The 20,987-nt window shown below is 42.3% G+C and carries 25 protein-coding genes; 6 read left to right on the top strand and 19 right to left on the bottom strand.

The annotated features are described in order from the left end of the window. From OQY15_RS15620 to OQY15_RS15595, 6 genes are all read right to left on the bottom strand, one after another. Entirely contained in the window at positions 1-1,005 is a 1,005-nt protein-coding gene (locus OQY15_RS15620; RefSeq protein ID WP_265792754.1) for a cbb3-type cytochrome c oxidase subunit II, read from the bottom strand. Between the two features lie 41 nt (positions 1,006-1,046). Next, complete coding sequence (locus OQY15_RS15615) at positions 1,047-2,741, bottom strand: cbb3-type cytochrome c oxidase subunit I (protein ID WP_265792752.1); 1,695 nt, start codon at positions 2,739-2,741, stop codon at positions 1,047-1,049. 293 nt (positions 2,742-3,034) lie between these two features. After that, a complete protein-coding gene (locus OQY15_RS15610) occupies positions 3,035-3,337 on the bottom strand; it encodes a hypothetical protein (protein WP_265792751.1) in 303 nt (100 codons plus the stop codon). Positions 3,338-3,360: 23 nt separating this feature from the next. Beyond that, positions 3,361-3,747, bottom strand: coding sequence for a group III truncated hemoglobin (locus tag OQY15_RS15605; protein ID WP_265792750.1), 387 nt, complete (start codon positions 3,745-3,747; stop codon positions 3,361-3,363). A gap of 70 nt (positions 3,748-3,817) precedes the next feature. Beyond that, positions 3,818-4,255 carry an Rrf2 family transcriptional regulator gene (locus OQY15_RS15600; RefSeq protein ID WP_265792749.1) on the bottom strand — a complete coding sequence of 146 codons (438 nt, stop codon included), beginning with the start codon at positions 4,253-4,255 and terminating at the stop codon, positions 3,818-3,820. A gap of 272 nt (positions 4,256-4,527) precedes the next feature. Further along, positions 4,528-4,845 carry a hypothetical protein gene (locus OQY15_RS15595; RefSeq protein WP_265792748.1) on the bottom strand — a complete coding sequence of 106 codons (318 nt, stop codon included), beginning with the start codon at positions 4,843-4,845 and terminating at the stop codon, positions 4,528-4,530. Positions 4,846-5,080: 235 nt separating this feature from the next. Between OQY15_RS15595 and OQY15_RS15590 the strand changes: the two genes are divergently transcribed. After that, positions 5,081-5,521 (top strand): MauE/DoxX family redox-associated membrane protein, encoded by a 441-nt coding sequence (locus tag OQY15_RS15590; protein WP_265792747.1) that lies wholly within the window; start codon positions 5,081-5,083, stop codon positions 5,519-5,521. Positions 5,522-5,895: 374 nt separating this feature from the next. Then, positions 5,896-6,495 carry a helix-turn-helix domain-containing protein gene (locus tag OQY15_RS15585; protein WP_265792746.1) on the top strand — a complete coding sequence of 200 codons (600 nt, stop codon included), beginning with the start codon at positions 5,896-5,898 and terminating at the stop codon, positions 6,493-6,495. Positions 6,496-6,528: 33 nt separating this feature from the next. Here OQY15_RS15585 and OQY15_RS15580 read toward each other — a convergent pair whose 3' ends face one another. The 7 genes from OQY15_RS15580 to OQY15_RS15550 form a co-directional block, all read right to left on the bottom strand. Further along, on the bottom strand, positions 6,529-6,762 hold the full coding sequence (locus tag OQY15_RS15580) for a hypothetical protein (protein ID WP_265792745.1): 234 nt from the start codon (positions 6,760-6,762) through the stop codon (positions 6,529-6,531). Positions 6,763-6,849: 87 nt separating this feature from the next. After that, positions 6,850-7,233, bottom strand: a complete 384-nt coding sequence (locus OQY15_RS15575) for a hypothetical protein (RefSeq protein ID WP_265792744.1) — start codon at positions 7,231-7,233, stop codon at positions 6,850-6,852. Positions 7,234-7,646: 413 nt separating this feature from the next. Further along, the gene (locus tag OQY15_RS15570; protein WP_265792743.1) at positions 7,647-7,772 is read right to left on the bottom strand and encodes a hypothetical protein; all 126 of its coding nucleotides are present in this window, start codon (positions 7,770-7,772) and stop codon (positions 7,647-7,649) included. 11 nt (positions 7,773-7,783) lie between these two features. Continuing rightward, the gene (locus OQY15_RS15565) at positions 7,784-8,059 is read right to left on the bottom strand and encodes a YtxH domain-containing protein (protein WP_265792742.1); all 276 of its coding nucleotides are present in this window, start codon (positions 8,057-8,059) and stop codon (positions 7,784-7,786) included. Positions 8,060-8,091: 32 nt separating this feature from the next. Continuing rightward, positions 8,092-8,766 (bottom strand): DUF4142 domain-containing protein, encoded by a 675-nt coding sequence (locus OQY15_RS15560; RefSeq protein ID WP_265792741.1) that lies wholly within the window; start codon positions 8,764-8,766, stop codon positions 8,092-8,094. 21 nt (positions 8,767-8,787) lie between these two features. After that, positions 8,788-9,063 (bottom strand): hypothetical protein, encoded by a 276-nt coding sequence (locus OQY15_RS15555; RefSeq protein ID WP_265792740.1) that lies wholly within the window; start codon positions 9,061-9,063, stop codon positions 8,788-8,790. 59 nt (positions 9,064-9,122) lie between these two features. Next, positions 9,123-10,100, bottom strand: a complete 978-nt coding sequence (locus OQY15_RS15550; protein WP_265792738.1) for a hypothetical protein — start codon at positions 10,098-10,100, stop codon at positions 9,123-9,125. 631 nt (positions 10,101-10,731) lie between these two features. Here OQY15_RS15550 and OQY15_RS15545 point away from each other — a divergent pair. After that, positions 10,732-11,256, top strand: a complete 525-nt coding sequence (locus OQY15_RS15545) for a gluconate 2-dehydrogenase subunit 3 family protein (RefSeq protein ID WP_265792737.1) — start codon at positions 10,732-10,734, stop codon at positions 11,254-11,256. An 11-nt stretch (positions 11,257-11,267) separates the two neighbouring features. Beyond that, positions 11,268-12,983 carry a GMC family oxidoreductase gene (locus OQY15_RS15540; protein WP_265792736.1) on the top strand — a complete coding sequence of 572 codons (1,716 nt, stop codon included), beginning with the start codon at positions 11,268-11,270 and terminating at the stop codon, positions 12,981-12,983. On the opposite strand, the gene OQY15_RS15535 is transcribed toward OQY15_RS15540, so the two are convergent. The 4 genes from OQY15_RS15535 to OQY15_RS15520 form a co-directional block, all read right to left on the bottom strand. After that, positions 12,980-13,255: a hypothetical protein gene (locus tag OQY15_RS15535; RefSeq protein ID WP_265792735.1), complete on the bottom strand. Its 276-nt coding sequence runs from the start codon at positions 13,253-13,255 to the stop codon at positions 12,980-12,982. The two genes, OQY15_RS15540 and OQY15_RS15535, sit on opposite strands and share 4 nt — an antisense overlap. A 134-nt stretch (positions 13,256-13,389) precedes the next feature. Next, the gene (locus OQY15_RS15530) at positions 13,390-14,772 is read right to left on the bottom strand and encodes a DUF1080 domain-containing protein (protein ID WP_265792734.1); all 1,383 of its coding nucleotides are present in this window, start codon (positions 14,770-14,772) and stop codon (positions 13,390-13,392) included. Between the two features lie 47 nt (positions 14,773-14,819). Continuing rightward, complete coding sequence (locus OQY15_RS15525) at positions 14,820-16,040, bottom strand: hypothetical protein (RefSeq protein ID WP_265792733.1); 1,221 nt, start codon at positions 16,038-16,040, stop codon at positions 14,820-14,822. Positions 16,041-16,132: 92 nt separating this feature from the next. After that, a complete protein-coding gene (locus OQY15_RS15520; protein WP_265792732.1) occupies positions 16,133-16,588 on the bottom strand; it encodes a nuclear transport factor 2 family protein in 456 nt (151 codons plus the stop codon). A 182-nt stretch (positions 16,589-16,770) separates the two neighbouring features. Between OQY15_RS15520 and OQY15_RS15515 the strand changes: the two genes are divergently transcribed. Further along, on the top strand, positions 16,771-17,850 hold the full coding sequence (locus OQY15_RS15515) for a universal stress protein (RefSeq protein WP_265792731.1): 1,080 nt from the start codon (positions 16,771-16,773) through the stop codon (positions 17,848-17,850). Between the two features lie 8 nt (positions 17,851-17,858). Here the strand turns inward: OQY15_RS15515 and OQY15_RS15510 are convergent, their stop codons facing one another. Together OQY15_RS15510 and OQY15_RS15505 are read right to left on the bottom strand one after the other, a co-directional pair. After that, the gene (locus OQY15_RS15510) at positions 17,859-18,440 is read right to left on the bottom strand and encodes a Crp/Fnr family transcriptional regulator (RefSeq protein ID WP_265792730.1); all 582 of its coding nucleotides are present in this window, start codon (positions 18,438-18,440) and stop codon (positions 17,859-17,861) included. 162 nt (positions 18,441-18,602) lie between these two features. Continuing rightward, positions 18,603-19,421 (bottom strand): hypothetical protein, encoded by an 819-nt coding sequence (locus OQY15_RS15505; RefSeq protein WP_265792729.1) that lies wholly within the window; start codon positions 19,419-19,421, stop codon positions 18,603-18,605. Between the two features lie 163 nt (positions 19,422-19,584). Between OQY15_RS15505 and OQY15_RS15500 the strand changes: the two genes are divergently transcribed. After that, a complete protein-coding gene (locus OQY15_RS15500; RefSeq protein WP_265792728.1) occupies positions 19,585-20,985 on the top strand; it encodes a sigma-54 dependent transcriptional regulator in 1,401 nt (466 codons plus the stop codon). Positions 20,986-20,987: the final 2 nt, after the last annotated feature.

Genomic DNA, 20,987 nt, shown 5'->3' with positions numbered 1-20,987 from the left:
TTATTTGCCATTTTTAATCATATCCATAATCTTTTGTACTTCTGCAGGAGGAATAGCCCTGCCCTTATTCCCCCAGCTGGAACGCTCATGGTTGACAATTGCAGAAATCTGCTCTGCATTTAAATTCGCATTGGTGCCCACTGCCGGCATCACACCATATTCTGGTTTTGCATCATATCCCCTCATGATAATAGTGATCTGTAGTTCGGGATTATCATCATTTACAATCGGACTACCCTTAAGCGGCGGGAAAGCCCCTTTTAAACCTTCACCATTGGATTGATGACAGCTTTGGCAATGTTGCGCGTACAAGGCCTGCCCCTTGGCCCCGGGATTTTTAGCAGCCCCGGCCTCCTTGCCCTGCTTAGCCTCGTCTTTATATAAAAACTTAGCCACTGCAGAGGGGTTATAAATCTTGATTTGTTTAAGACTCTGCAAATAGGCAATCAGCTGCAAAGCTTCTCTTTTGGCCACCACTTTCATGTTTTTGTGCGCTTTAAACTCATCAGGGACAGTGACTTCCACATCTTTCAAATCCAGGCTTTCTTTCTCCTCAAACAGCCAGGGATGGGCGGGCATAATCGATTCCTTAACCACAGCCCGGGGCTGGTACAGGTGCAGCAAATGCCAGTCGCGCGAAGGCTGACGTGTACCTATGGTGGTAAGGTCAGGTCCTGTACGCTCTGTACCCATCAGGGTAGCAGTATTTCTCCAGAAATCCTGCCTGTGGTTACCGGCATAATCCGCCGCCATTCCGGGACGTTCAGCCCAAACCTCATCCATGGCTACATCCCGAACCTGCTGCGTATGGCAGGCCACACATCCGTTGGCAATATATAATGCTTTACCCGCTACCACTTCATCAGAGGGCAACTCATATCCGGGGAGCAGCCCGTTATTAGTCTGGTTGGATATGGCAGGAATGATGACAACCAGAAGGGTTAACGTCACAAAAAGTGCCAGTGCAGTTAAATATAACCGCCTATGATCATTAAAATACTCCATCGCTTTGTTTGATATAATTTGTATTCATAAATTCTTATCTACTATCCTTTTGCAGTTGCTATTTCATATGTAGCCGCCTCAGGCTCCGGCTCTGTGGCCATGGTATCATTTACCGTATGGCGGAAGGCAATCATGCGATAGAGGTTGTATGCAAAAGCGAGATGGGATACCCACATCAAAGTTCCTCCGATAGCGCGCCACAGCCAGAATGGAGCCATCATGATTACGCTGTCAATGAAAGGCTTACCATCCATCCACATGTATCCCCTGAGCGTACCACCGACCATCAGTGAAATACTGTAAAACATCAGACCGATAAAGGCAGCCCAGAAATGAAGTCCGACACCCAACTGCGGCGGTTCCACCCGCGTTAAACGGGGAACAACCGCATACATACATCCCCAAAGCAGGAAGGCTATAATCCCATACATCGTCAGATGTGAATGTGCCACGGTAAAATCTGTAAAATGCCACATCAGGTTAGTATAGCGAAAGGCTTCTGCAGTTCCCTGCAGGGAGCCCGTAAAGTAAAAGACGATACCCACCAGGAAAAATGGGAGGGTATAACTGTTGGTTATTTTATTCCATGAACCCATGAAGGTCATCAGAAAATTAGTCGTACCAGCGACCACAGGAATAACCATGCCCATACTTCCAATGATCGCAACGGTCTGAAGAGACCATGGAATAGCACTGAATACGAAATGGTGTGTACCTATCAAAGTATAAAAGAGTATCTGCGCCCAGAATGCAAGGATACCCAGGCTGTAGCTGTAAATAGGCTTGTTTAGCTGCTGCGGCAGAAAATAGTAAACCAGTCCGAGTGAAAAAAGCATAAACCACATCCCTACTCCCTGATGCATATAATATCCCTGCGTGATAGTTTCACCAAGGCCATCCTGCCAGAGGGGTATGTACCCAACAATAGTCAGCACAATAGCAAATATTACTGCCGTAACCATGTACCAGTTAGAGACATAAATCTCTTTGGTAGTACGTTTTGCAACTGTCTTCAGAAAGTTATTTAAGGTCAGGGCAAGGCCAATGGCGAAAAGCAACTGCACCGGCCAGATGTATTCTCTGAATTCTCCGCCACCGTTATTGATACCCGCCATCAACAGCAGACTTCCTATCAGCACCGAACTGTTGATCAGCAACAATGTCCACCAGCCGGCATTGGTACTATGAATGGGGACATTACTCACCCTTGGCACCACATAATACCCTAAACCTATCATTCCCAGGGATGACCAGCCCCAGAAAACAGCGTTTGTATGTACAGGCCTTAATCGTGCAAAAGTAAGCCATTCATAATGGTCAACATCTGGTGCCACAAACTTAATCCCAACATACTCTCCCACTGTAGTACCCAAAATGAGCCAGAAAGTCGCAGAGATCAGGAACCAAAGAATCAGCGAAGCTAGTTTCGGATCTGTATAGGGACGGATTTGTGCTTTTCTTTTGACCGATACAAAAGGAACTGCAGCGTGCTGATTGATATTTTTTAACAAGCCATCTGTTGTGGAAAGCAGTAAGTCCCCGTTAGTACCGGCAAGTCTCGCAGCAGATTTGATAGCGAACAACTTCCGGATTTTCATCAAAAGCAGTACAACCATAATGAGGATGGGAATAAAGAGCAGCACTAGCGTGATAACAATTCCCGGTGCGGTTATCAGGTTTTCAGTTTTTACCGTAGCAGCGCGAGCTGCATCCAAAAAGGTCATTTGGTATATCATATTAGATTAATTTTAAAGAAATACAAAAATTTTCCTGCCTGAAAAAACTATTCTCCAGCCATACCTCACTCCAAAAAGGAGTAAGCAAATACACAGCAAACCCATACCATGAAACACTGGCATACAATGCAATAAGAACTAAATAACTGCAATAGAGGCAGTACAACCAACCGTAGCTACCCAAAGCTATAAACCTTTTTTGGTTTGATCAGTTCTTAACCTGTGGTATATTTATTGTTTACCACAGGCCGACAAATGAAAAATTTAAAGTATCATTTGACTGTCAGAATTGATTAAGCCCTGATCACGATACACAGACTGTCTTCAAGGGCAGTGACTGAGTGAGTGACGTTGACGGGTATGCTGAGTTCTTCCAACGCATTCACAATAATGTTTCGTCCTTCTTCCTGATAATTCACAACGCCCTGCAATACGATTAACGTGGCCGGAATATCCGTCTGATGGTTTCCGAGCACCATTCCTTTGTTAAATCCAAGTGCCATCAGCTTGCTGTTATCATTTTTATGTATCAATTTGATAACCGGCGTTTCTCCTTTGGTAGTTTCCAGTGTTTTTAATATTTCTTTGATGATCATGATGTTTTCTATTTATATGAAGATTAAACTATGGTTCTTTGATGGCCTCCCGGAGGAGGGTTTTCCAGTCGTGCGACAAAAGTTTTTGCCATCAGAACCGCTCTCTCCTTCGTATTCTCTGCCACAGGACCTTCAAAATGGGCATCGATCGTCTCGTTGAATAATTCCAGCCATTTCTGAAAGTGCAGCAGTCCTATGTTGAGGGTGGCGTGTCTGGCAAAGGGATTACCTTTGAAACCGGCAATCCCAAATAGTGCGGCATTCCAGAATAAATACATTTTTTCCAGGTGAGGCTGCCAGTCGCTGATTGCACTATGGAACACTGGTCCCAAGTACATATCTCTCTGTACTTTTTTATAAAATTCGTCGACAAACAAGCGAATGTCATTGATGTCTTCAATATCTTTCATACTATTAATATATAAATACCTTTTTATCCTTTATTATAACAAAACTTAATCTTACTATGCCACTTACCATCTATTTCTTTAATGAGAGAATGCCCAAATTTAGTTCTTCATTGAAATCGCCAATAGTATTCTCCTGCATCATCTTTTGGATACGGGTCCTGATTTCCATGAATTCATTGTGCAGCGGACAGGGATTGACCGCAGAACAATACTCCAGGCCCATACCACATCCTACAAAAATTCCATCGCCATCTACCGCGAGTACAACTTCGGACAACGGTTTTTTCAGTGATGCTGCGTCCATGTAAAAGCCACCGTTTGGTCCTTTGATAGAATTAACAATTCCTCTTCTGGTGAGATCCTGCATAATTTTGGCGAGAAATGCTTCGGGTGAATCGATCCCAGCAGCGATCTCCCTGATCCCTACCCTCTCGCCAGCTGTGGTCCGGTGTGCGATAAAGAAAACTGCTCTCATCGCATATTCGCATGTTTTTGAAAATACTCCCATCGTTATACAGGACAAAGATATAAAGAATTTCTAAATAAAAGACAAATATATCTTTTATTATTTTTTCCTGACATAGCTCTTCAAAAGTTTTCCACCACCGCTCCAATAATTAAATATTTTTTTTATACTTGTTTTATGGGCAGCATTAATTCAATTTTATATCAGATTGGTTATCAGTTAGGACATATGGTAATCTACTTGTTACCAACAATTATCACGATAACGCTAATTGCCATTTTATTGCGAAGTTTTAATCGTAAATAAATCTTTTCCTATCCTTTCCGTCCTGCAAATGAATTGACAGTATCCGTCTTCCATTTGAGGTAGCCGAGTTGATCACAGTGTTTGGCTACTTCCTGCTCTACTCCTTCCGGAACATCATTTACAATTCTCCAGCGGATATTGTATTTGCTATTATAGCTGATGTAAATCACCACATCCCCATACAAGGGCTCCATTACCTCCATCGATTTCAGTTCTTCCCTTTGCAGATCATTTGCCAGGCGCTCCAGCCTTTTTTTCATGACGGTTGCAAGGGATGCGCCAGGATCACCTGCCGGATTAATAATAGGAACTACCGTTACTTGCATAATTTTAAATTTAAGTCTTTCAGTGTATTCTGAAATACACCATACAATAATACTATTATTATTAGTATTACTAAAATATTATGCTATTTAAATTGACATCGAAAAGTAAATCTTATGGTATCAATTGATATTGAAACCTGTGTCTTCTCTGTCATGATAATGCAATCACTAATTTAGGTTTGATTACTTTTTCCGGTATTCTCAAATATTAACCAACCGAATTAACCCTGAAATTATGAAATCGAAATATTGGCTGATAGAACTAACCCCATTTATTTTAGGGACATTATTTTTTTATACAGCTTTTGATAAGCTTACGGATTATGATCATTTTAAGTGGCAGATCAATAACCAACCTTTCAGCAATAAACTGAAGCCTGTTCTCGCGCCGGCTTTGCCTACAGCAGAGCTACTGCTGACTTTTTTGCTGATCTGGCCAAGAACGAGCCTGATAGGACTATATGGGTCAGCATCTTTACTAAGTATTTTCACTATGTATACCGCTCTTCTCAGCTTTAACTTTTATAACCATCTGCCCTGCCCATACCCCACTGCATTCGACTATTTTAGCTGGCCGCTTCATCTTGTAATGAATCTGTTTTTTTTGGGAATGACTTTAACAGGTCTTTATTTCATAAAGACTGAGAATAAAACAAAGCGGCCGCCATTACCATAACCAACCTAAATACGGCCGCTTTGCAACTTACTAATCAGGTGGTTTCGGAATTGTACTCAATGAATGAATTTTTGATTTTTTCATTTTCGTAGGGTTTATCATTTGGTTTATCAGAAGATTCCGGACACAGCTCCGCCATCAGGCTTCTCCCAGCCTTTTTTTTGTACTTTTAATCACAAAATATTGACGCTTTAAACTCTTAATGAATCAGGCTTAGACAAATCTTTATGGATAAACTTATACGTGTTCGAATCACGCTTGGGCCTATCCGTCATATCGCTTGAATTAAGTTTCTATAGTAAAGGTAACAACATAAATTCGAAAAACAAATTTTATGAATAATTTTTAGGACAAGTTATTCATTCCATTTGGGCATGGAAGAGAAAACTGACTCCTACCTTCAAAATGACTTCAGAGACCGGATCAATCAGATCATGGATCTCGTTGGATTGGAGATTGCGGGCTTCGCAGAACTTACCAAGGTATCAGAAAGCCATATTTATGCTTTGTCGAACGGCAGTAAAAAGTTAACAGCCGAAATTGCAAAGAAGATAGCTGATGCCCTAAAGATCAAAAGCACACAACTTCTAAATCCCAGTTATATTCTTTCCGCGAACATCAGAAAGGCCCTGCCGGTAAAGAAGTTTTATGATACCTTTAAAAAAGGCAATCCGGAATATTTTACCGAGACGAAAGCGGCCAGAAAAAGTTCTTATTTCATTCTGCAGGAATTAGTTCCGGCAGGCATCTTCAAGGAACCAAAATACGGGTGGCAAATCAGAGCAGCCTGTGCAGAACGCGGACTGGATCTGAGCAGCAAACAAGTATCTCAAACCCTGAATTATATGGTCGAAATTGCGAAACTTAAAAGTGAGAAAAGAAAATTGAAAAGAAAGAATGGGGAAACAATGGATAGAGAAGTATATGTCTACTACAGTGCGGAGCAAACAGAAGAACCTGATTCTCCACTATAGTTTTATTTCAGCACATATTTATTCAGGCCGGGGTCATTCACTATCAGCAATTTCTTTTTCCCTCACTTCTATAAATTCACCGAGTTCCTCTGTATAATCTACGAGCGCCTCATGATCGGTATGCCATTTCCCACTGTTTTTAGATATTACTCCTACTTCAAAACCGTCCCAATGTATCAGGTACGCCTGTTTCGAATCAGATAAAGGATAGATTTCAATCTGGCGGTATTTCCCCTGGATTTCCCCAGAAAATTCATATTTTTTCATAACAGTTCCGGTTGATATGAAAAGGAACAATCCTGCTTTAATTTTGATTGATCACAAGAGCTCAAATCTATCTAAAAACAAACCCTTTCAGGAATACTTCTTCTCATATCCACCAGGATCCTGTTGTGTAAACGCCCCCTTCAACACGATCCGTATTTCCTTTAATGTGCTTTCTCCCGCAGACTTAAATTCGAAGCTGAAGATATATTCATCTATATTATTTCTGATCAGCCATCTTTTGAGGGAAGGCTGAATATGATCCAGCAGGGTATTGACATAACTGCGGTAATTGCAGAAGACAAACTTCAGCATATAGTCTTCATGGAGCAATCTGAGATTAAAGTGTACCCTGCCTTCGTTATAATACACAAAGCAGGATTGAGCGGGTATATTTTTGATGATTCTGCTGCTGTGTACCCACTCATCAAGAATGGATATAAGGCTGTTTTGCTGGTCTTTTGTTAAATCCATAACCCAAAATTATACTAATATTTTTAGTATCACAAATCATGTGTAAAACTATTTTATCAGCATATATGCTTCATAATTATGCATCCCAAATCAGATATCTCTATCCAGAACGGGGCATGGTCAATCGTTTTTCGCAGACCTGACATCATAGTATATGCCGGCAGCTAACAGGCGGTTGTGGTAAAACGCAATATCAAACAGGTACTTTACCATAGCGAACAGGTATTTACCATAAACATCCAGTCTTATCTTTGTAAGATGTGTTAGTCTGGATGGACATACATGTGTGTTTTTAATATCACAAGTGTTTTTTCACATTAAAAGAGGGCAGTCGGGAGATTACCCTCTTTTACATTTCCGGTATCAAACACGGTGATATGGTTAAGGTCAGGAAAAATATCAGGGGAATGCTTCTATTTCTTTTTTTCAGCAGACTTTTTGGGCACACAATTAGGAACTTTTTTACCTCCTTTGGTTTTTGTTCCTACTTGCTCGTAATTCTTCCAGCAGGGATCTTTGTCATCTTTCTTCGTAGTCATGATAATTGGATTTAGATTTGCGGTTCCTCAGGCACTTGTCTTGATTTCGGCCCTTTGTTTTTTATCGTAGTTTTGGCCAGATCAACAGCATCTTCGGCAACATTTGCCAGCTGATCTGCTTTTTCTTTGGTCTGACTGCGCAGATCTTCAACGAGGTGTCCTGCAACTTTGCGTCTTGTTTCTTTTCCACTTTTGGGAGCAAATAATGCTCCTATTGCTGCCCCAACAGCTATACCGGCAATTAAGGCGATACTCGTCATCAGGTGGTTCGTCTGTCTAAACTTCATAGGTTTTCAGTTTAAGTATGGATAGGATGTTATTATTTCTTGTTCAATGCGGAAACGCTTTTCAGTTGTAATTTTAACATGGGCAAATATTTATCTGCATAGGCTTTGACCTCTGGGTCTTTCGACTTGTCGCCATCTTCGTATAAGGCTACTGCCTGTTCAAACTCTGTAGTCATCATCTGAATATACACAGACTCCAGTTCCTCGCCCGTTACGGTCGACAGCTGTTTCACTTTATCATCCCTGTCTTTATTCGTAGCTGCCGAGTCAAGTTTAATACTTTTAGCGGATGCCAGTGCCAGCAGATCGCTATCAGCCTTCGCCTGTTCCTCTACTACCAGCAAAGCAAAGCTCTTCACATAAGCATTTTTCGCCTGTTGTGACAGAATCTTACTGGCTTCAAAACGGGTATGATTTGTTAAAGCTGTCTGGTTGATAAATTGCGCTACTTTATTTTTAGCGGCATCCACTTTATTGGATAGCGAATCTTTAGGACCTGCAGAGTTATCCGTGGCATTTCCGGGAACAACATCTTCTCTAATACCCGGGTTAGGTACACCTTCCCCATTTCTGCCTGCAGATACATTTGCAGCACTGCCAAAACCTGGGGTTGCCCCTCCGGGGCCTGAAACGGGACGAGTTGCTGTACAGGACTGTATGGTGTAGGCTGCTGTAAGTAGCAAAGCGCCTAAAAATAATTTTTTCATAGGTAGATGATTTATAGAATTTTACTCGATTCCGATTTTGCTGACGATGGGACTATTGCCCAGATGATTATCTATCACAATACCCAGTTCATCGATCATTTGATCTGCATTGGACACATTGCTTCCTCCGGATTGGTACCAGCCAAGATCATTTTTTTTCAATTCGAGTTTTAAATCCAGTGTTCCCACCGCATTTTCGAAGAAGAAAGTTTCACGGTCGATGGTGGTGATTGGCCCTCTGGCGACTTCACCATCTGGAAGTGTCGCCTGTGCTTCTGTAAGATATGTTGGTTCCATATCTTACTTAACAGGCCGCCGGGGTTAATGTTTGTGCAAATAAAAAATGCAGCGTTTGCCTAATAGCTTAAAGCCAGGACGGGAGAAAAGCCATTATGCGGAGAGAAGTCGATACTGGGAGAAAAACCGGCGAGATGATCCGGACCACTGAGCGTCTTAAAATCAAGTTCCTGCATTTCTTTCCGGGTCAATCTGACAGACAGGATCAGCTCCTTATGAGTACCGCCACTTGTGGCATCAGGAAGGAAAGTGTAGGCATGAACCAAAACTGTGTTTACTGGCAAGACAGCAAATACCTCTCTGCCGATACGCAGTGCAGAGGCGCAGATGTGGTGGTGACAAAGCTCATGGAATCTCTGTTCTGGCATCTCCGTTTTCAAAACCTTACCTGCTGGAGAATGGCTCAGCACATAGTCAGGAATCATCTCCGTCAGATGAAAATTCAAATGAGCTACTACATGATCAGCATGTGATTCGATCCTGACTCTGGTCCCCATCTGAGTGAGTTGTTCGCAGGGATCCAGGAATTCAATAGCTTGCTGATAAGCCTCCGGTTCACTATTTTTTACACCTTTGGCTATACGCTGCCCCTTTTCCCAGTCCTGATAATCATTCCTGAATTCTTTCAGTGAAGCATTATAAATCAGATCATCATAACGTTTAGCCTGCTCGGTATTCTTCATCAGATCGCTCATCTTTTTCTTACACTGGCCAAACATTTTATCCAGGATAGTAGGCGCATATGAACGGTATTCCTGATCTGCAACATCCTGATTCAAAGACTGCCGCAAGGGCAATTTAGGTTCATGGGCATTCGCAAAATCATCCCAGTTTAAAGTTTCAGGGCTGTGTTTATGGACAGACAATAATGATTTGATGTAATTATTATAGGTAACTACTGCGGCCCGGTCACCTTTCTTCAGCTGTTTCAAAATTTCAGTGTAAACTGCAGCTCCTTTCACCGGGAGATGTTTTCCAGGGTCTGTTTTAGCATGGGACGCATTTTTCGCTTTCTTCATACTTTGTATTTCTTCCATTGATTAAAGTATAGTGATTCCCTGTGCATATTAGTAAAAGGTTTTATCAGACCTGCACAATATTAATTGCTGTTCTGATATAAATTCGTTCACAATATCATAACAAATTATTGTTTTGACAAATTCGGCATCAATCGGTTTATTCCATTATTATCAAATGAAATGAATTCATTTCATTATAAATACAATTCGGTTTATATTCAAGTAAATATAGTTAAATAATTACCAAATAAGATAAATTGCAGAAAGCTAATATTGGTCATGATTTGGAGATAATTTGTGGTCAATCTCAATATTACCGTGGTCAACTGAAAAATAGTATAGGGGAAACGTATTTTTCCGGAATATCTATAGAATTAAAACAAGAAAATAAAAATTAATCTTCAACGGAGTAGCTACTATTGTTATAAGTGTAATTACAATCCTGTAAATTGGTGTTTAAGGAGTCAAATTTAACCAGATATAAATACCCGACAACTTTTTGGAGTATATTCTGAACATCAGTACTTTGGAATTATGGAAACTCTTGCTGTAAATGATATTTCCTCAGTAACCTCTGCCCACGATTACATTATTTCCATAGGCGGTATTTAGGAATTTATCTTAACTTAGGTGATCACAACAGTGTACAATGGAAAGACGATTAGTGATCAAACAAGTGCTGATTATGGCTGGTGGTTTAGCCTTATTACCGTCATGCCTCAGAGATGAGGGAAAATCGAGTATCCGGCTAACAAATTTAGAGGTCAGCCTGGATGAAGAAAATTTGCTGGCAGAGATTGCTGAAACGATTATCCCTAGGACGAAGACCCCCGGTGCCCGGGAATTAAAGCTACACCTGTTCATTCTCAAAATGCTTGATGACTGCTACGAAAAAACTGATCAGCAGGCTTTTATAAATGGACTACAGGAGTTTAAAGAACTAACTTCTGAGCAGTACGGAAAATCTTTTGGAAAACTCTCGGCACATCAGCGTGAGAGTACATTGTCCAAACTCGAAAACAATCCCTCGCCAGATCTCTCGGCATTTTACAAAATAACTAAAGCAAAAACCATTGACGGGTATCTTAATTCTCAGTACGTAATGACCAAGCTCATCATTTACGAATTGGTTCCCGGTCGGTATAATGGTTATTTCCCTGTTAAAACAGCTTAATTCAGCAAACAATGTCAAATTTAAATATAGATGCCGCCAAAGGCAACACCTACGACGTGATTGTGATCGGCTCCGGAATCAGTGGAGGCTGGGCAGCAAAAGAGTTTACAGAAAAAGGGTTTAAAACGCTGGTGCTTGAAAGAGGCCGTGATGTTCAGCATATCAAGGACTACCCCACTACCAATAAATTCCCCTACGAGTTCGAACACCGTGGAGAGCCTGCATTAGCGATAAAAAAAGAAAATCCAATCGTGAGCAGGTGTTACGCATTTAAAGAGGACGCCATGCATTTCATGGTCAAGGATAAAGAACATCCCTACGTCCAGGAAAAGCCCTTCGACTGGATTAGGGGATACCAGGTCGGGGGAAAATCATTACTCTGGGCACGTCAGACACAGCGATGGAGCGACTTCGATTTTGAAGGCCCTGCGCGGGATGATTTTGCGGTGGACTGGCCTATCCGTTACAAGGACATTGCGCCATGGTACAGTTATGTAGAAAAATTCGCTGGCATCTCGGGCAACAGGGATGGCTTATCAGAATTACCGGATGGGGAGTTTTTGCCAGGATTTCCGTTAAATGCTGCAGAAGACTATTTCAAAGATTTTATCAAAAATAAATATAATAACAGACACGTTATCAGTGCCCGTTGCGCACACTTATCCAAGCCCAACCAGATACACCTTGATCAGGGCAGAGCCAAATGCCAGAACCGCACCCTCTGCCAGCGCGGATGTCCTTTCGGTGGATATTTTAGCAGCAACGCCTCTACCTTGCCATGGGCAGCAAAAACCGGTAAACTCACTTTAAAGCCCGATAGCGTAGTAGAATCTGTGATTTACGATGATGCAAAAGGCAAAGTAACAGGGGTTCGTGTAGTGGATGCCAACACCAAAGAGAGTACAGAATATTATGCGAGGATCGTATTTGTCAATGCAGGTGCCTTAAACACCAACCTGATTCTGCTCAATTCCAAATCAAAGAGATTTCCTCAGGGGCTTGGAAACGATAGTGGCGTACTGGGCAAATATGTAGCATTTCATAACTACAGTGCCAGGATCACAGCAGAGTTTGACGGACTAAAACAGTTCGCTACAGATGGCAGGAATCCCGCCGGAGGGGGCTATATTCCCCGGTTCAGAAATGTCTATAAACAGGAGACTAATTTTAAAAGGGGTTACGCCGCAGGACTATATGGTAGCAGATATATGGAACGAGACCGTTCTGCTATTGGCGGCAAACTTAAAGATAATCTGCTGCAGGGCAAGCTGAGTCCATGGATCATGGGATCGCATATGATGGGCGAAACCATCCCCAAGGAGAGCAATTTTGTGAACCTGAGTGCCAGCGAAAAGGATGCCTGGGGCATCCCACTCCTCAATATATCGGTAGCTTATGATGAAAATGATGCCTTGATGAAAAAGGACTATATCGAGCAGATGACAGAAATGTTTACCGAAGCAGGATTTAAAAACATCACACCCAACATTTCATCACAGGCTCCCGGACTAGATATTCATGAGATGGGAGGTGCAAGAATGGGGCGTGATCCAAAAACTTCCATCCTGAATGAATGGAACCAATTGCACACTTGTGCCAACGTATTTGTTACCGATGGAGCCTGCATGACTTCTACCTCCACGCAGAACCCATCGCTAACTTATATGGCATTTACGGCAAGATCTGTAGACTTTGCCGTTAAAGCAATGAACCGGGGCGAAATCTAACTGTAAACAGTATCAATCTTACTGTAGAGCAGCTGCAGGATCGCCCCTGCCATTTCATAACCATAGTTCTCTTCAACAAACAAAAGATCGAAATAGATCTCTTCTATTAATTTCTGCTTCTCCTCAGCCCGGTCCTCTGCACCATCCCAGATCCAGGTGAGGTTAAGCATTGCATTGTTGGTGGTGTTTAACTGAATTGAATTTGTCTCGTCTAAAATATCAATCGTAATCGCATGCGGGGTTTCGCATGACTTGAGAGTAAATTGTGACATGTCTTTAATGCTATCATTTCTTGGTTTGCGATAGAAACTCTTCTATCTTCCGGCTGAAATCAATAAGTATTTCGTGACTGACCAGTATACTGCTATACAATTATTACGTAGTTAACAAAAGAAAAGTTCAGATTCTATTTCAATTTTTTGATTTTAATACTTCTGAAACTTACTTTATTACCATGGTCCTGCAGCAGGATATGGCCTTCTTTTGCTTCACCAAACTCCTTCCAGTCTTTATACTTACTCATAGCTACCAGTTCCCGGAAGGCAGCAGAACCACGCTGATATTCTAAAACCTTTATCCCGTTCAGGTAGTGCTCAACCCTGTTATCGGGATAAACCACCACCCTGCCGTTGTTCCATTGTCCTATGGGATGCACAAAACGCGAAGGTTTATCTGCTTTAATCAAATCATATAAAGAAGCCAGCGTACGATTTCCATCACGACCAAGTTTGGCATCCGGGTGCAGGGCATCATCGAGCACCTGATATTCAAGGCCAATAGCTGAGCCGGCAGTTTGCTCCTTTAAGGTCACGAAATATTTTACGCCACTGTTAGCCCCTGGTGTAAGCTGAAATTCGAAAGACAAGTCAAATGCTCCATAGGTTCCCGTGCTCACAATATCTCCACCATTTGTAGATTCTTTCCCTTCAGCAGGCAGTACGCTCAGTAAGCCATTGGCGATGCTCCAGCCCTTTGAAGGAAATACATTTTTATTCGCACCTACCCAGCCTTTATTGCTTTTGCCGTCAAACAACAATTCCCAGCCTTCTTTTTTCTCGTAACTGCTCAAGGTATTTGGCGTATAATTGACCACGTAAATCCCTGATGGGAATGCTGAGGGCTTAATTCCGGCCGTCTGTATTTTAATGTTCTTAAAATACACCTTTTTACCGGCTTCAGAAGCTTCTGTAATGCCGTGCACCTGCAGTGCGATAAAGCCGGTATGATCCAGCGTATCAATCACATAAGCCGCAGGAACGTCATTAATCCATGTCTTCATTTCATTACCGATACATTCTATCTTCAGGTGATTATAAGCATTGTGCTGATATGCATTTCCGGCAGAAGGATTCAGGGTTAAAGGATATAGCCATTGCCTGCGGGCTTCATCGTACACCCCACCACTCCATTTCCTGTCTGTTGGATCAACCTCCGCCTGTTTACCATATACCTTTCCCTTCCCATTATTCCCTTCAGGGTCGAAATGACTTCTCACCTGAACCCCGGAATTACCTTTCGCGCTTTCCAGCATCACATCTACCTCCAGCACAAAATCTTTGTATTCTTTCTCTGTAGCCAGAAAAGAATTACCTGTGCCATTTACTGTTGTGCCAATAATGACGCCATCCTTTACCTCATAGGTGGCACTACCGGCAGTTTTTTTCCAACCGTTAAGTGTTTTGCCATCAAATATACTGCTGGCTTTTGATGTTTGTGCCCGCAGGGCAGGCTGAGCAGCAATCATGAGCGCGAGCATTACTCCTGCTTTAAAAGGTTTACCGTAAATCATATAGTTATATTTAGTTTTATGCTTTATTTATCTGCTGACAAGCTCGCCTAAAAAGCTTCTCCGAGACTAAAAATCACCCTGCTGTAGCCTTTACTAACGCCGTAATCAATGCCGATATTCGTATTTGATCCCTTGTTGAACTTAACCCTCATTCCTGTACCGGCAGCGGGATGCCATGATTTCAAGAAGGAGCCGGAGCCACTTACGGTATTTGTATTGGCAAAAACTACAAACCCCAGCAAACCATTTTCTGTAATGTCTCTCCGGTATTCTCCTTCAAAGTAAAATAAGGTTTTCCCACGGTAACGGTTCTGGTCGATTCCCCTTCCTGAGCGGTTGTAGGGGTCCCATCCTATACTTGGCAGGTCCAGATAAGGTGTCTTGTTGCTCAGTGAACTCCATAAATACGACCAAAAGGCGAGCTGGTTCTGCTGGTTTTTATTCGCAGGATTCATAGAAAAGTACTTCCTCACGTCCAGGAATACCGAAGACCAGCTATCGTGACTTCCGAGGAAGGAAGGGTTCATACGGTATTCCAGGTTTGCGTAGGCACCCGGAAGCGGGTTAATGGAGTTATTTCTGGTATCGTATAGAAGATTCAGACTGATTCCCGAAGAAACAGAATTCCCCTTGATGCCATAATTATACCCGGTAAATTCTTGCAGGCTTATTGCAGGATCATCACTGGCAATACTGGAATGGTAGTCCAGATGGTACCCTACACCCGCAAAAAGGTAAGGTTCGATACGTTTGAGTGCTCTCTGATAAAAGCGGATATAGTTATAGTTGACCAGGACATTGTCGTCATTACTTCGGCTGCTACCCAATCCCCAGGTATATTGCGGATAGCGCAGAAAGCGGATATCTCCCTGGATCACCCAGGCATTATCCGGCAACCAGACACTGGAACGCAGTGGTAAACCAAACCGGCTTCCAAAGTTCCAGTAAGGCGTAAAGGTAGCACTGGAAATATTTGTGGTACGACGGTTACCCAGGTATATTGCAGCGGTGGTACTGGTTACCAATGCATTGCCACTTCCTCCCGGGGCTGAACCTCCCACAGGCAAAAAAGAAAAATAGATTCTCTTACCGTCCTCAGTCCTGATCTTTTTTGGTGTGACACGAAAAATACTTTTATAAACATCTATCAGATCGGTTTGATGTGTAGTATCCCTTACAATATTGTTTTGCGGTAGCATGGTGGGCGTATTCTGTGCTGACAGATAAGCGGGAAGGAGACACAAGATCAGGAATAGATACTTTCTCATATGAATTAAATTATAAGGTCTTTTTGCTGGTGATAAGGAAAATAATATACCTTAACGCTATATACGCCATAAAGTTTGTAACAATGATATTTTCAGTGGACAGATTCTGCAACAGGCTTTAATTCAGTTGAATGCAAAAATCTAATCTTCCAGTTTCCCTTGTCTTTTAGTAATACAGCACTCTCCAGCCACCTGATGGTAAATTGTTTCCCTTTATAGTTTAGCTCTGCCGTATTGTGATAAGATACAAGCGAGGTATTTCCGATCTGTTCTGTTTTCAGAAAATCCAGCTTGTTGACTCTTTTCAACTCTAATCCTTTATATCGGTTCATGGAATTGGTCAGGGAATCTGTATTCCATATCTTGCCATTTTCCAGCAGATAGAAATCAGGGGTTACCTCTGCCCTCAGCGCCTCTGGCTGTATAGCTGCCATCGCATCAAAAAACCGGAGCAATGGTGCCTGTATGCGCTGTTGTTCCTGCTGAGTTTGAGCTGCAGCTTTCAGACTGGCTATTAGAATTAAAACAAAAAATAGAAATCTTCTCATAAATATACGCCTGGATATCAGTTCAGATCAATCATCCGCCATGCAGTTAATGGCAATATACAAAACACAGCAGCTTAAAACCAATTAATACAATACTTGTTATCTTTATAACTATATTCATGCAATTTCTCAGGAATTAAACCAGGCATGCTAATAGCTTCATTATATTAATATATATTGTGATGAGAACATTCTCTATAAAATTTAATGCAGGAAACCTTGAACTTGATGCTATTGTAACGGCATCAGCACGCCTGCAAAGATTTAAAGTTGAAATGATTACGGGCGAGCCCGACCCCATTCGATTACTACGCTCCACTTCCGGTACCTGGACAATAGAGAATCAGGGCCAGCGCAGCCTCAGCGACGAGCAATTCCATCAGCTGGAAAATGCAATAGACGATCACCTTCAACACCTCCATGGCGGAGGAAAAATACTGGTACTGACAGACTTTTCTGAATCTGCATTAAATGCAGCCAGGTACGCTGCCGGTTTAACCCATCAGCTTAAATGTTCTGCATTGATCATATACCATTCCCATGACTGTATTCCTCTTGTGACTACCACCATTGCGCCGGTTTCAGCAGAGATGCTGCATTCCCAGAAAGACAGTCAGAAACAATTACTCCGCCTTAAAGAAGAACTCAGTAGCTTAGTATACGAACAGACTACTGTGGAGATCCTGTCAGATGGCAGACCCCTTATACCTGCCGTAAACCTGATCACAGAACAGCAGCACATTGGCCTCATCGTAATGGGCATGGCCGGAAAAAGTGAAATTGAAAAAGTTCTGGTAGGCAGTAATACCATCGCTGTTGCAAAGGAAACACATACTTCCCTGTTAGTTATCCCTCAGCAGGCCGTATACAAAAAAATCAAGAATGCAGTTTTTGCGTGCGACCTGAAAAATGTGACGAAAACCATTCCGGTTTTCCCGATCAATACTTTCGTCAGCCAGCTGAAAGCAGCCCTTTCCATATTATATGTCAACAGAGTTGAGGAAGAACCTGATCCTGAGGCCAGGGAAGAACTGAAAGAACTCCATCAGATCTGGAGCGAAAAAGAGGTGAAGTACTACTATACTGACCATGAAAATGTGGAAGAAGGTATCCTTGACTTTGCTGATGAGAACACGATGGACCTGCTCATTACCGTACCAAAAGAATATGGTTTTTTTGAGCGTATATTTCACCGCAGCCTCACCAGGAATCTGGCTTACCGCACACACCTGCCTTTGCTGGTATTCAAAGAAGATCAGTAATTAAGTTGCTATTTAAATTCAGCAGTACTGAGCATTTTGCTCAGAAAATCTGTGGATACCCCAATATAGGATGCAATCTGTTGTAAGGGCAGGTCCCTTATCAGGGATGGATATAATTTACAAAATTTGATGTAGCGCTCTGCCGGGCTCAGGCTCACATTGTCAATTTGCCTGTGTTGGAAAGTAGCCATTCCGTTCATCGTGAGTATCCTTCCGAAACGTTCAAATTTGGGAACTTCCAGGTAGATGGTATCAAAATCAGATTTGGAAAGATAGATGATCTCACTGTCTTCAATCGCATCTATGTTTAATCTCGATGGTTCCTGAGTAATAAAACTCAGCATATCAACGATCCACCATCCGGGAGGTGCAAACTGAAGAATATGTTCAAAACCATTATTATCCAGCGCATAACTTCTCAAACAACCTCCGGTTACGAAAATTACCATTTGATTTACATCACCGGCTTCCAGTAATACTTCGTTTGCCCGTACTTTTTTGGACATTAACAAGGGAATAAGGTATTCTTCCTCGTCTTTATCAAGTTTTATATATCTGGCTATATTCCGAAGTAAGAGGCCGTAATCCATCTCATTAAATTTTAATACAATGATAATTAAAATGTTTGATGAAAACGACTATCAAGAGATAAAATACCCCACTATGGGAGAAATAATTCCCGAAGTCCTCACAAATGACTCAAATAACCACAAAATTACTGGCGTCAAAAATCAAGCCCCAGCTTTGCCAATTTACGACTTTTTAAACTCTCTGATGTCTATGATCCTCTCGTCATCTTTATTTTTCTTCAGAAAAGAGATCCCTTTGGCATTGGTTTGCCAGCTGTAATTATTCTGTATCCAGGGAAATACCTGTTCAGGTGTTTTTGGCAGGTCAGCAGAAAGTTTCTGTGTATATACCTCCCCGGTTGGGTAATGAATCTGGTATAGCGAAGAAGATACGAGAAATACCAGCGTCTTCTTATCAGCTGAATTTAACAAGTGGATACCCTGGATTCTTTCGTCCGGATTCTGCCTCGTCAGGGGATAAACTCTGGCATCTACTGTCGTGATAAAGAAATCATTGTTGATCAGATAACCGGAACGGCCAATTCTGCTGAGTCCTTTTGTAAAGCGCTTATCACCTTTCCCGCTGGATGGCCGGTAAACGCTGACTACATCCAGACCGCCATCCTTCACCGAAATCAGATAGAATGGTGCCACCAATCCCGACTGGTCAGCAATCTGTACCAACACGGCAGTTTTCTGGGTATTCAGAAATTCAGCCATCGCAAAATGATCCGAAACGGCTTCTTTATCTGATGGATGAATCTGTATGCGAACAGTGGTATCTCTGAATTTTAGACCAAACAATTCCTTGTCAGGGCTTTCGCCGGAACTTTCCTTATCCGTATACGTATAAATAGCCAGGGATTTTTCAGCTCCCTTATGGAATTCGTTAAAATTTTCTTTCTCTTTTAGACCCCTGGGCGTATAGATTTTTCCTTCTTCTTTATGCTTACAGCCCGAAAAGGCCAATGCCAGCAGCAGTACAGATGTGTATAATTTCATAGTTTTCAGGTATGTCGGCAATATAAACATTAAACGATTTATCGCTTACGAAAATATCATTTTACAACTGTACTCTATATTTGATAAGAACGATTATATTTGATAGGATTTTGCACAGGTGTCGCAAAACCCATATTTTTCATTTTCAGAAAAGGAGGTTGAAATGCAAGCTAAAATTCTTATTGTAGAAGATCAGTTTATTGAAGCCAATAATTTAAAGATTATTTTAAAGAAGTCAGGATATCAGGTCTGCCCTATCGCAGGCTCTGTTGCAGAAGCACTGGAAGTCATCGACCGCGGACAGCCAGACCTGGTTTTGCTCGATATACAGCTGAAGGGGCGACTGACAGGTATCGACCTCGCGAAAATATTGAATGATAGAAATATAGCCTTCGTATTTTTATCCGCCAACTCCGATAAGCAAGTACTCAATGCGGCAAAATCTACCAGGCCATACGGTTTTCTCGTAAAACCTTTTCGTGAAAAGGATGTCCTGGTCATGCTGGATGTGGCCTGGTACCTCCATCAGCAGAAAAGAGAAGCTGAATACCTGAAGATTGTACAATCCAAATCACCCTCCTCCTCAATGGGACAGGAGTTTCAAGGAATTGTCGGAAATAGCAAGCCCATGCAGGAGCTGCTGGAAAATGTGAAGATCATTGCTCCCTCAGACACCTCCGCCTTGATTTTAGGAGAGAGCGGTACAGGAAAGGAATTGGTGGCACATTGCATACATCAGCTTTCCCCACGTAAAAAGAAGCCCTTCATTGTAGTCAATTGTGCGGCACTTCCGGCGAGCCTGATCGAATCAGAGTTATTTGGGCATGAACGCGGTGCTTTTACGGGTGCTACCGACAAACGAACGGGAAAGTTTGAACAGGCAGATCAGGGAACAATATTCCTCGACGAAGTGGGCGAACTGCCACTGGATCTGCAGGTCAAGTTTCTCAGGGTACTGCAGGAGAAAGAGATAGAACCTATAGGCGGTAAAAAGAAAAATATTGATGTACGTATCATCGCTGCCACCAACCGTAATCTGGAAGAAGAGATAGCCTCGGGCAGATTTAGGATGGATCTGTACTACAGGCTCAACGTTTTCCCGGTTACCCTGCCACCGCTGCGGAAACGCAGGGAAGATATTCCCCTGCTCGCCAATCACTTTCTGCGAGCACACGCCAGCAGAGAAGGAAAGCAGATCACTGCAATCTCTGAGGAGGTATTACGGGAGATGATCAGTTACGACTGGCCCGGCAATGTAAGGGAACTGGAAAACCTGATGGCAAGGAGTGTCCTCCTGGCTACCGGCAATACCATCTGTTCGCTGCAACTCTCTCCCCATCATCATTCCGGCATGCAGCAACAACAGCATGGTAGCATGAAAACCATTACAGAAAACGAAAGAGATCATATCCTGGCCGTACTGGAGCGCTGCGACTGGAAAATATACGGACAGGGCGGCGCGGCAGAGATCCTGGAGATCAACTCATCTACACTCAGTTCAAGAATGAAAAAACTGGGTATCGAGAAAAAATCGCTGTTTTTCAGAGATAAACACAGCACCTGATT

Source organism: Pedobacter sp. MC2016-15 (assembly GCF_026239695.1).
In the GTDB taxonomy this organism is placed as follows: Bacteria; Bacteroidota; Bacteroidia; order Sphingobacteriales; family Sphingobacteriaceae; genus Pedobacter.
This window is presented reverse-complemented; position numbering and strand designations above follow the sequence as displayed.

What these genes read in the sequence shown, in the direction of transcription:
- OQY15_RS15620 (WP_265792754.1), bottom strand. Translation starts at nt 1,005, where the DNA reads ATGGAGTATTTTAATGATCATAGGCGGTTATATTTAACTGCACTGGCA.
- OQY15_RS15615 (WP_265792752.1), bottom strand. Translation starts at nt 2,741, where the DNA reads ATGATATACCAAATGACCTTTTTGGATGCAGCTCGCGCTGCTACGGTA.
- OQY15_RS15610 (WP_265792751.1), bottom strand. Translation starts at nt 3,337, where the DNA reads ATGATCATCAAAGAAATATTAAAAACACTGGAAACTACCAAAGGAGAA.
- OQY15_RS15605 (WP_265792750.1), bottom strand. Translation starts at nt 3,747, where the DNA reads ATGAAAGATATTGAAGACATCAATGACATTCGCTTGTTTGTCGACGAA.
- OQY15_RS15600 (WP_265792749.1), bottom strand. Translation starts at nt 4,255, where the DNA reads ATGGGAGTATTTTCAAAAACATGCGAATATGCGATGAGAGCAGTTTTC.
- OQY15_RS15595 (WP_265792748.1), bottom strand. Translation starts at nt 4,845, where the DNA reads ATGCAAGTAACGGTAGTTCCTATTATTAATCCGGCAGGTGATCCTGGC.
- OQY15_RS15590 (WP_265792747.1), top strand. Translation starts at nt 5,081, where the DNA reads ATGAAATCGAAATATTGGCTGATAGAACTAACCCCATTTATTTTAGGG.
- OQY15_RS15585 (WP_265792746.1), top strand. Translation starts at nt 5,896, where the DNA reads ATGGAAGAGAAAACTGACTCCTACCTTCAAAATGACTTCAGAGACCGG.
- OQY15_RS15580 (WP_265792745.1), bottom strand. Translation starts at nt 6,762, where the DNA reads ATGAAAAAATATGAATTTTCTGGGGAAATCCAGGGGAAATACCGCCAG.
- OQY15_RS15575 (WP_265792744.1), bottom strand. Translation starts at nt 7,233, where the DNA reads ATGGATTTAACAAAAGACCAGCAAAACAGCCTTATATCCATTCTTGAT.
- OQY15_RS15570 (WP_265792743.1), bottom strand. Translation starts at nt 7,772, where the DNA reads ATGACTACGAAGAAAGATGACAAAGATCCCTGCTGGAAGAATTACGAG.
- OQY15_RS15565 (WP_265792742.1), bottom strand. Translation starts at nt 8,059, where the DNA reads ATGAAGTTTAGACAGACGAACCACCTGATGACGAGTATCGCCTTAATT.
- OQY15_RS15560 (WP_265792741.1), bottom strand. Translation starts at nt 8,766, where the DNA reads ATGAAAAAATTATTTTTAGGCGCTTTGCTACTTACAGCAGCCTACACC.
- OQY15_RS15555 (WP_265792740.1), bottom strand. Translation starts at nt 9,063, where the DNA reads ATGGAACCAACATATCTTACAGAAGCACAGGCGACACTTCCAGATGGT.
- OQY15_RS15550 (WP_265792738.1), bottom strand. Translation starts at nt 10,100, where the DNA reads ATGGAAGAAATACAAAGTATGAAGAAAGCGAAAAATGCGTCCCATGCT.
- OQY15_RS15545 (WP_265792737.1), top strand. Translation starts at nt 10,732, where the DNA reads ATGGAAAGACGATTAGTGATCAAACAAGTGCTGATTATGGCTGGTGGT.
- OQY15_RS15540 (WP_265792736.1), top strand. Translation starts at nt 11,268, where the DNA reads ATGTCAAATTTAAATATAGATGCCGCCAAAGGCAACACCTACGACGTG.
- OQY15_RS15535 (WP_265792735.1), bottom strand. Translation starts at nt 13,255, where the DNA reads ATGTCACAATTTACTCTCAAGTCATGCGAAACCCCGCATGCGATTACG.
- OQY15_RS15530 (WP_265792734.1), bottom strand. Translation starts at nt 14,772, where the DNA reads ATGATTTACGGTAAACCTTTTAAAGCAGGAGTAATGCTCGCGCTCATG.
- OQY15_RS15525 (WP_265792733.1), bottom strand. Translation starts at nt 16,040, where the DNA reads ATGAGAAAGTATCTATTCCTGATCTTGTGTCTCCTTCCCGCTTATCTG.
- OQY15_RS15520 (WP_265792732.1), bottom strand. Translation starts at nt 16,588, where the DNA reads ATGAGAAGATTTCTATTTTTTGTTTTAATTCTAATAGCCAGTCTGAAA.
- OQY15_RS15515 (WP_265792731.1), top strand. Translation starts at nt 16,771, where the DNA reads ATGAGAACATTCTCTATAAAATTTAATGCAGGAAACCTTGAACTTGAT.
- OQY15_RS15510 (WP_265792730.1), bottom strand. Translation starts at nt 18,440, where the DNA reads ATGGATTACGGCCTCTTACTTCGGAATATAGCCAGATATATAAAACTT.
- OQY15_RS15505 (WP_265792729.1), bottom strand. Translation starts at nt 19,421, where the DNA reads ATGAAATTATACACATCTGTACTGCTGCTGGCATTGGCCTTTTCGGGC.
- OQY15_RS15500 (WP_265792728.1), top strand. Translation starts at nt 19,585, where the DNA reads ATGCAAGCTAAAATTCTTATTGTAGAAGATCAGTTTATTGAAGCCAAT.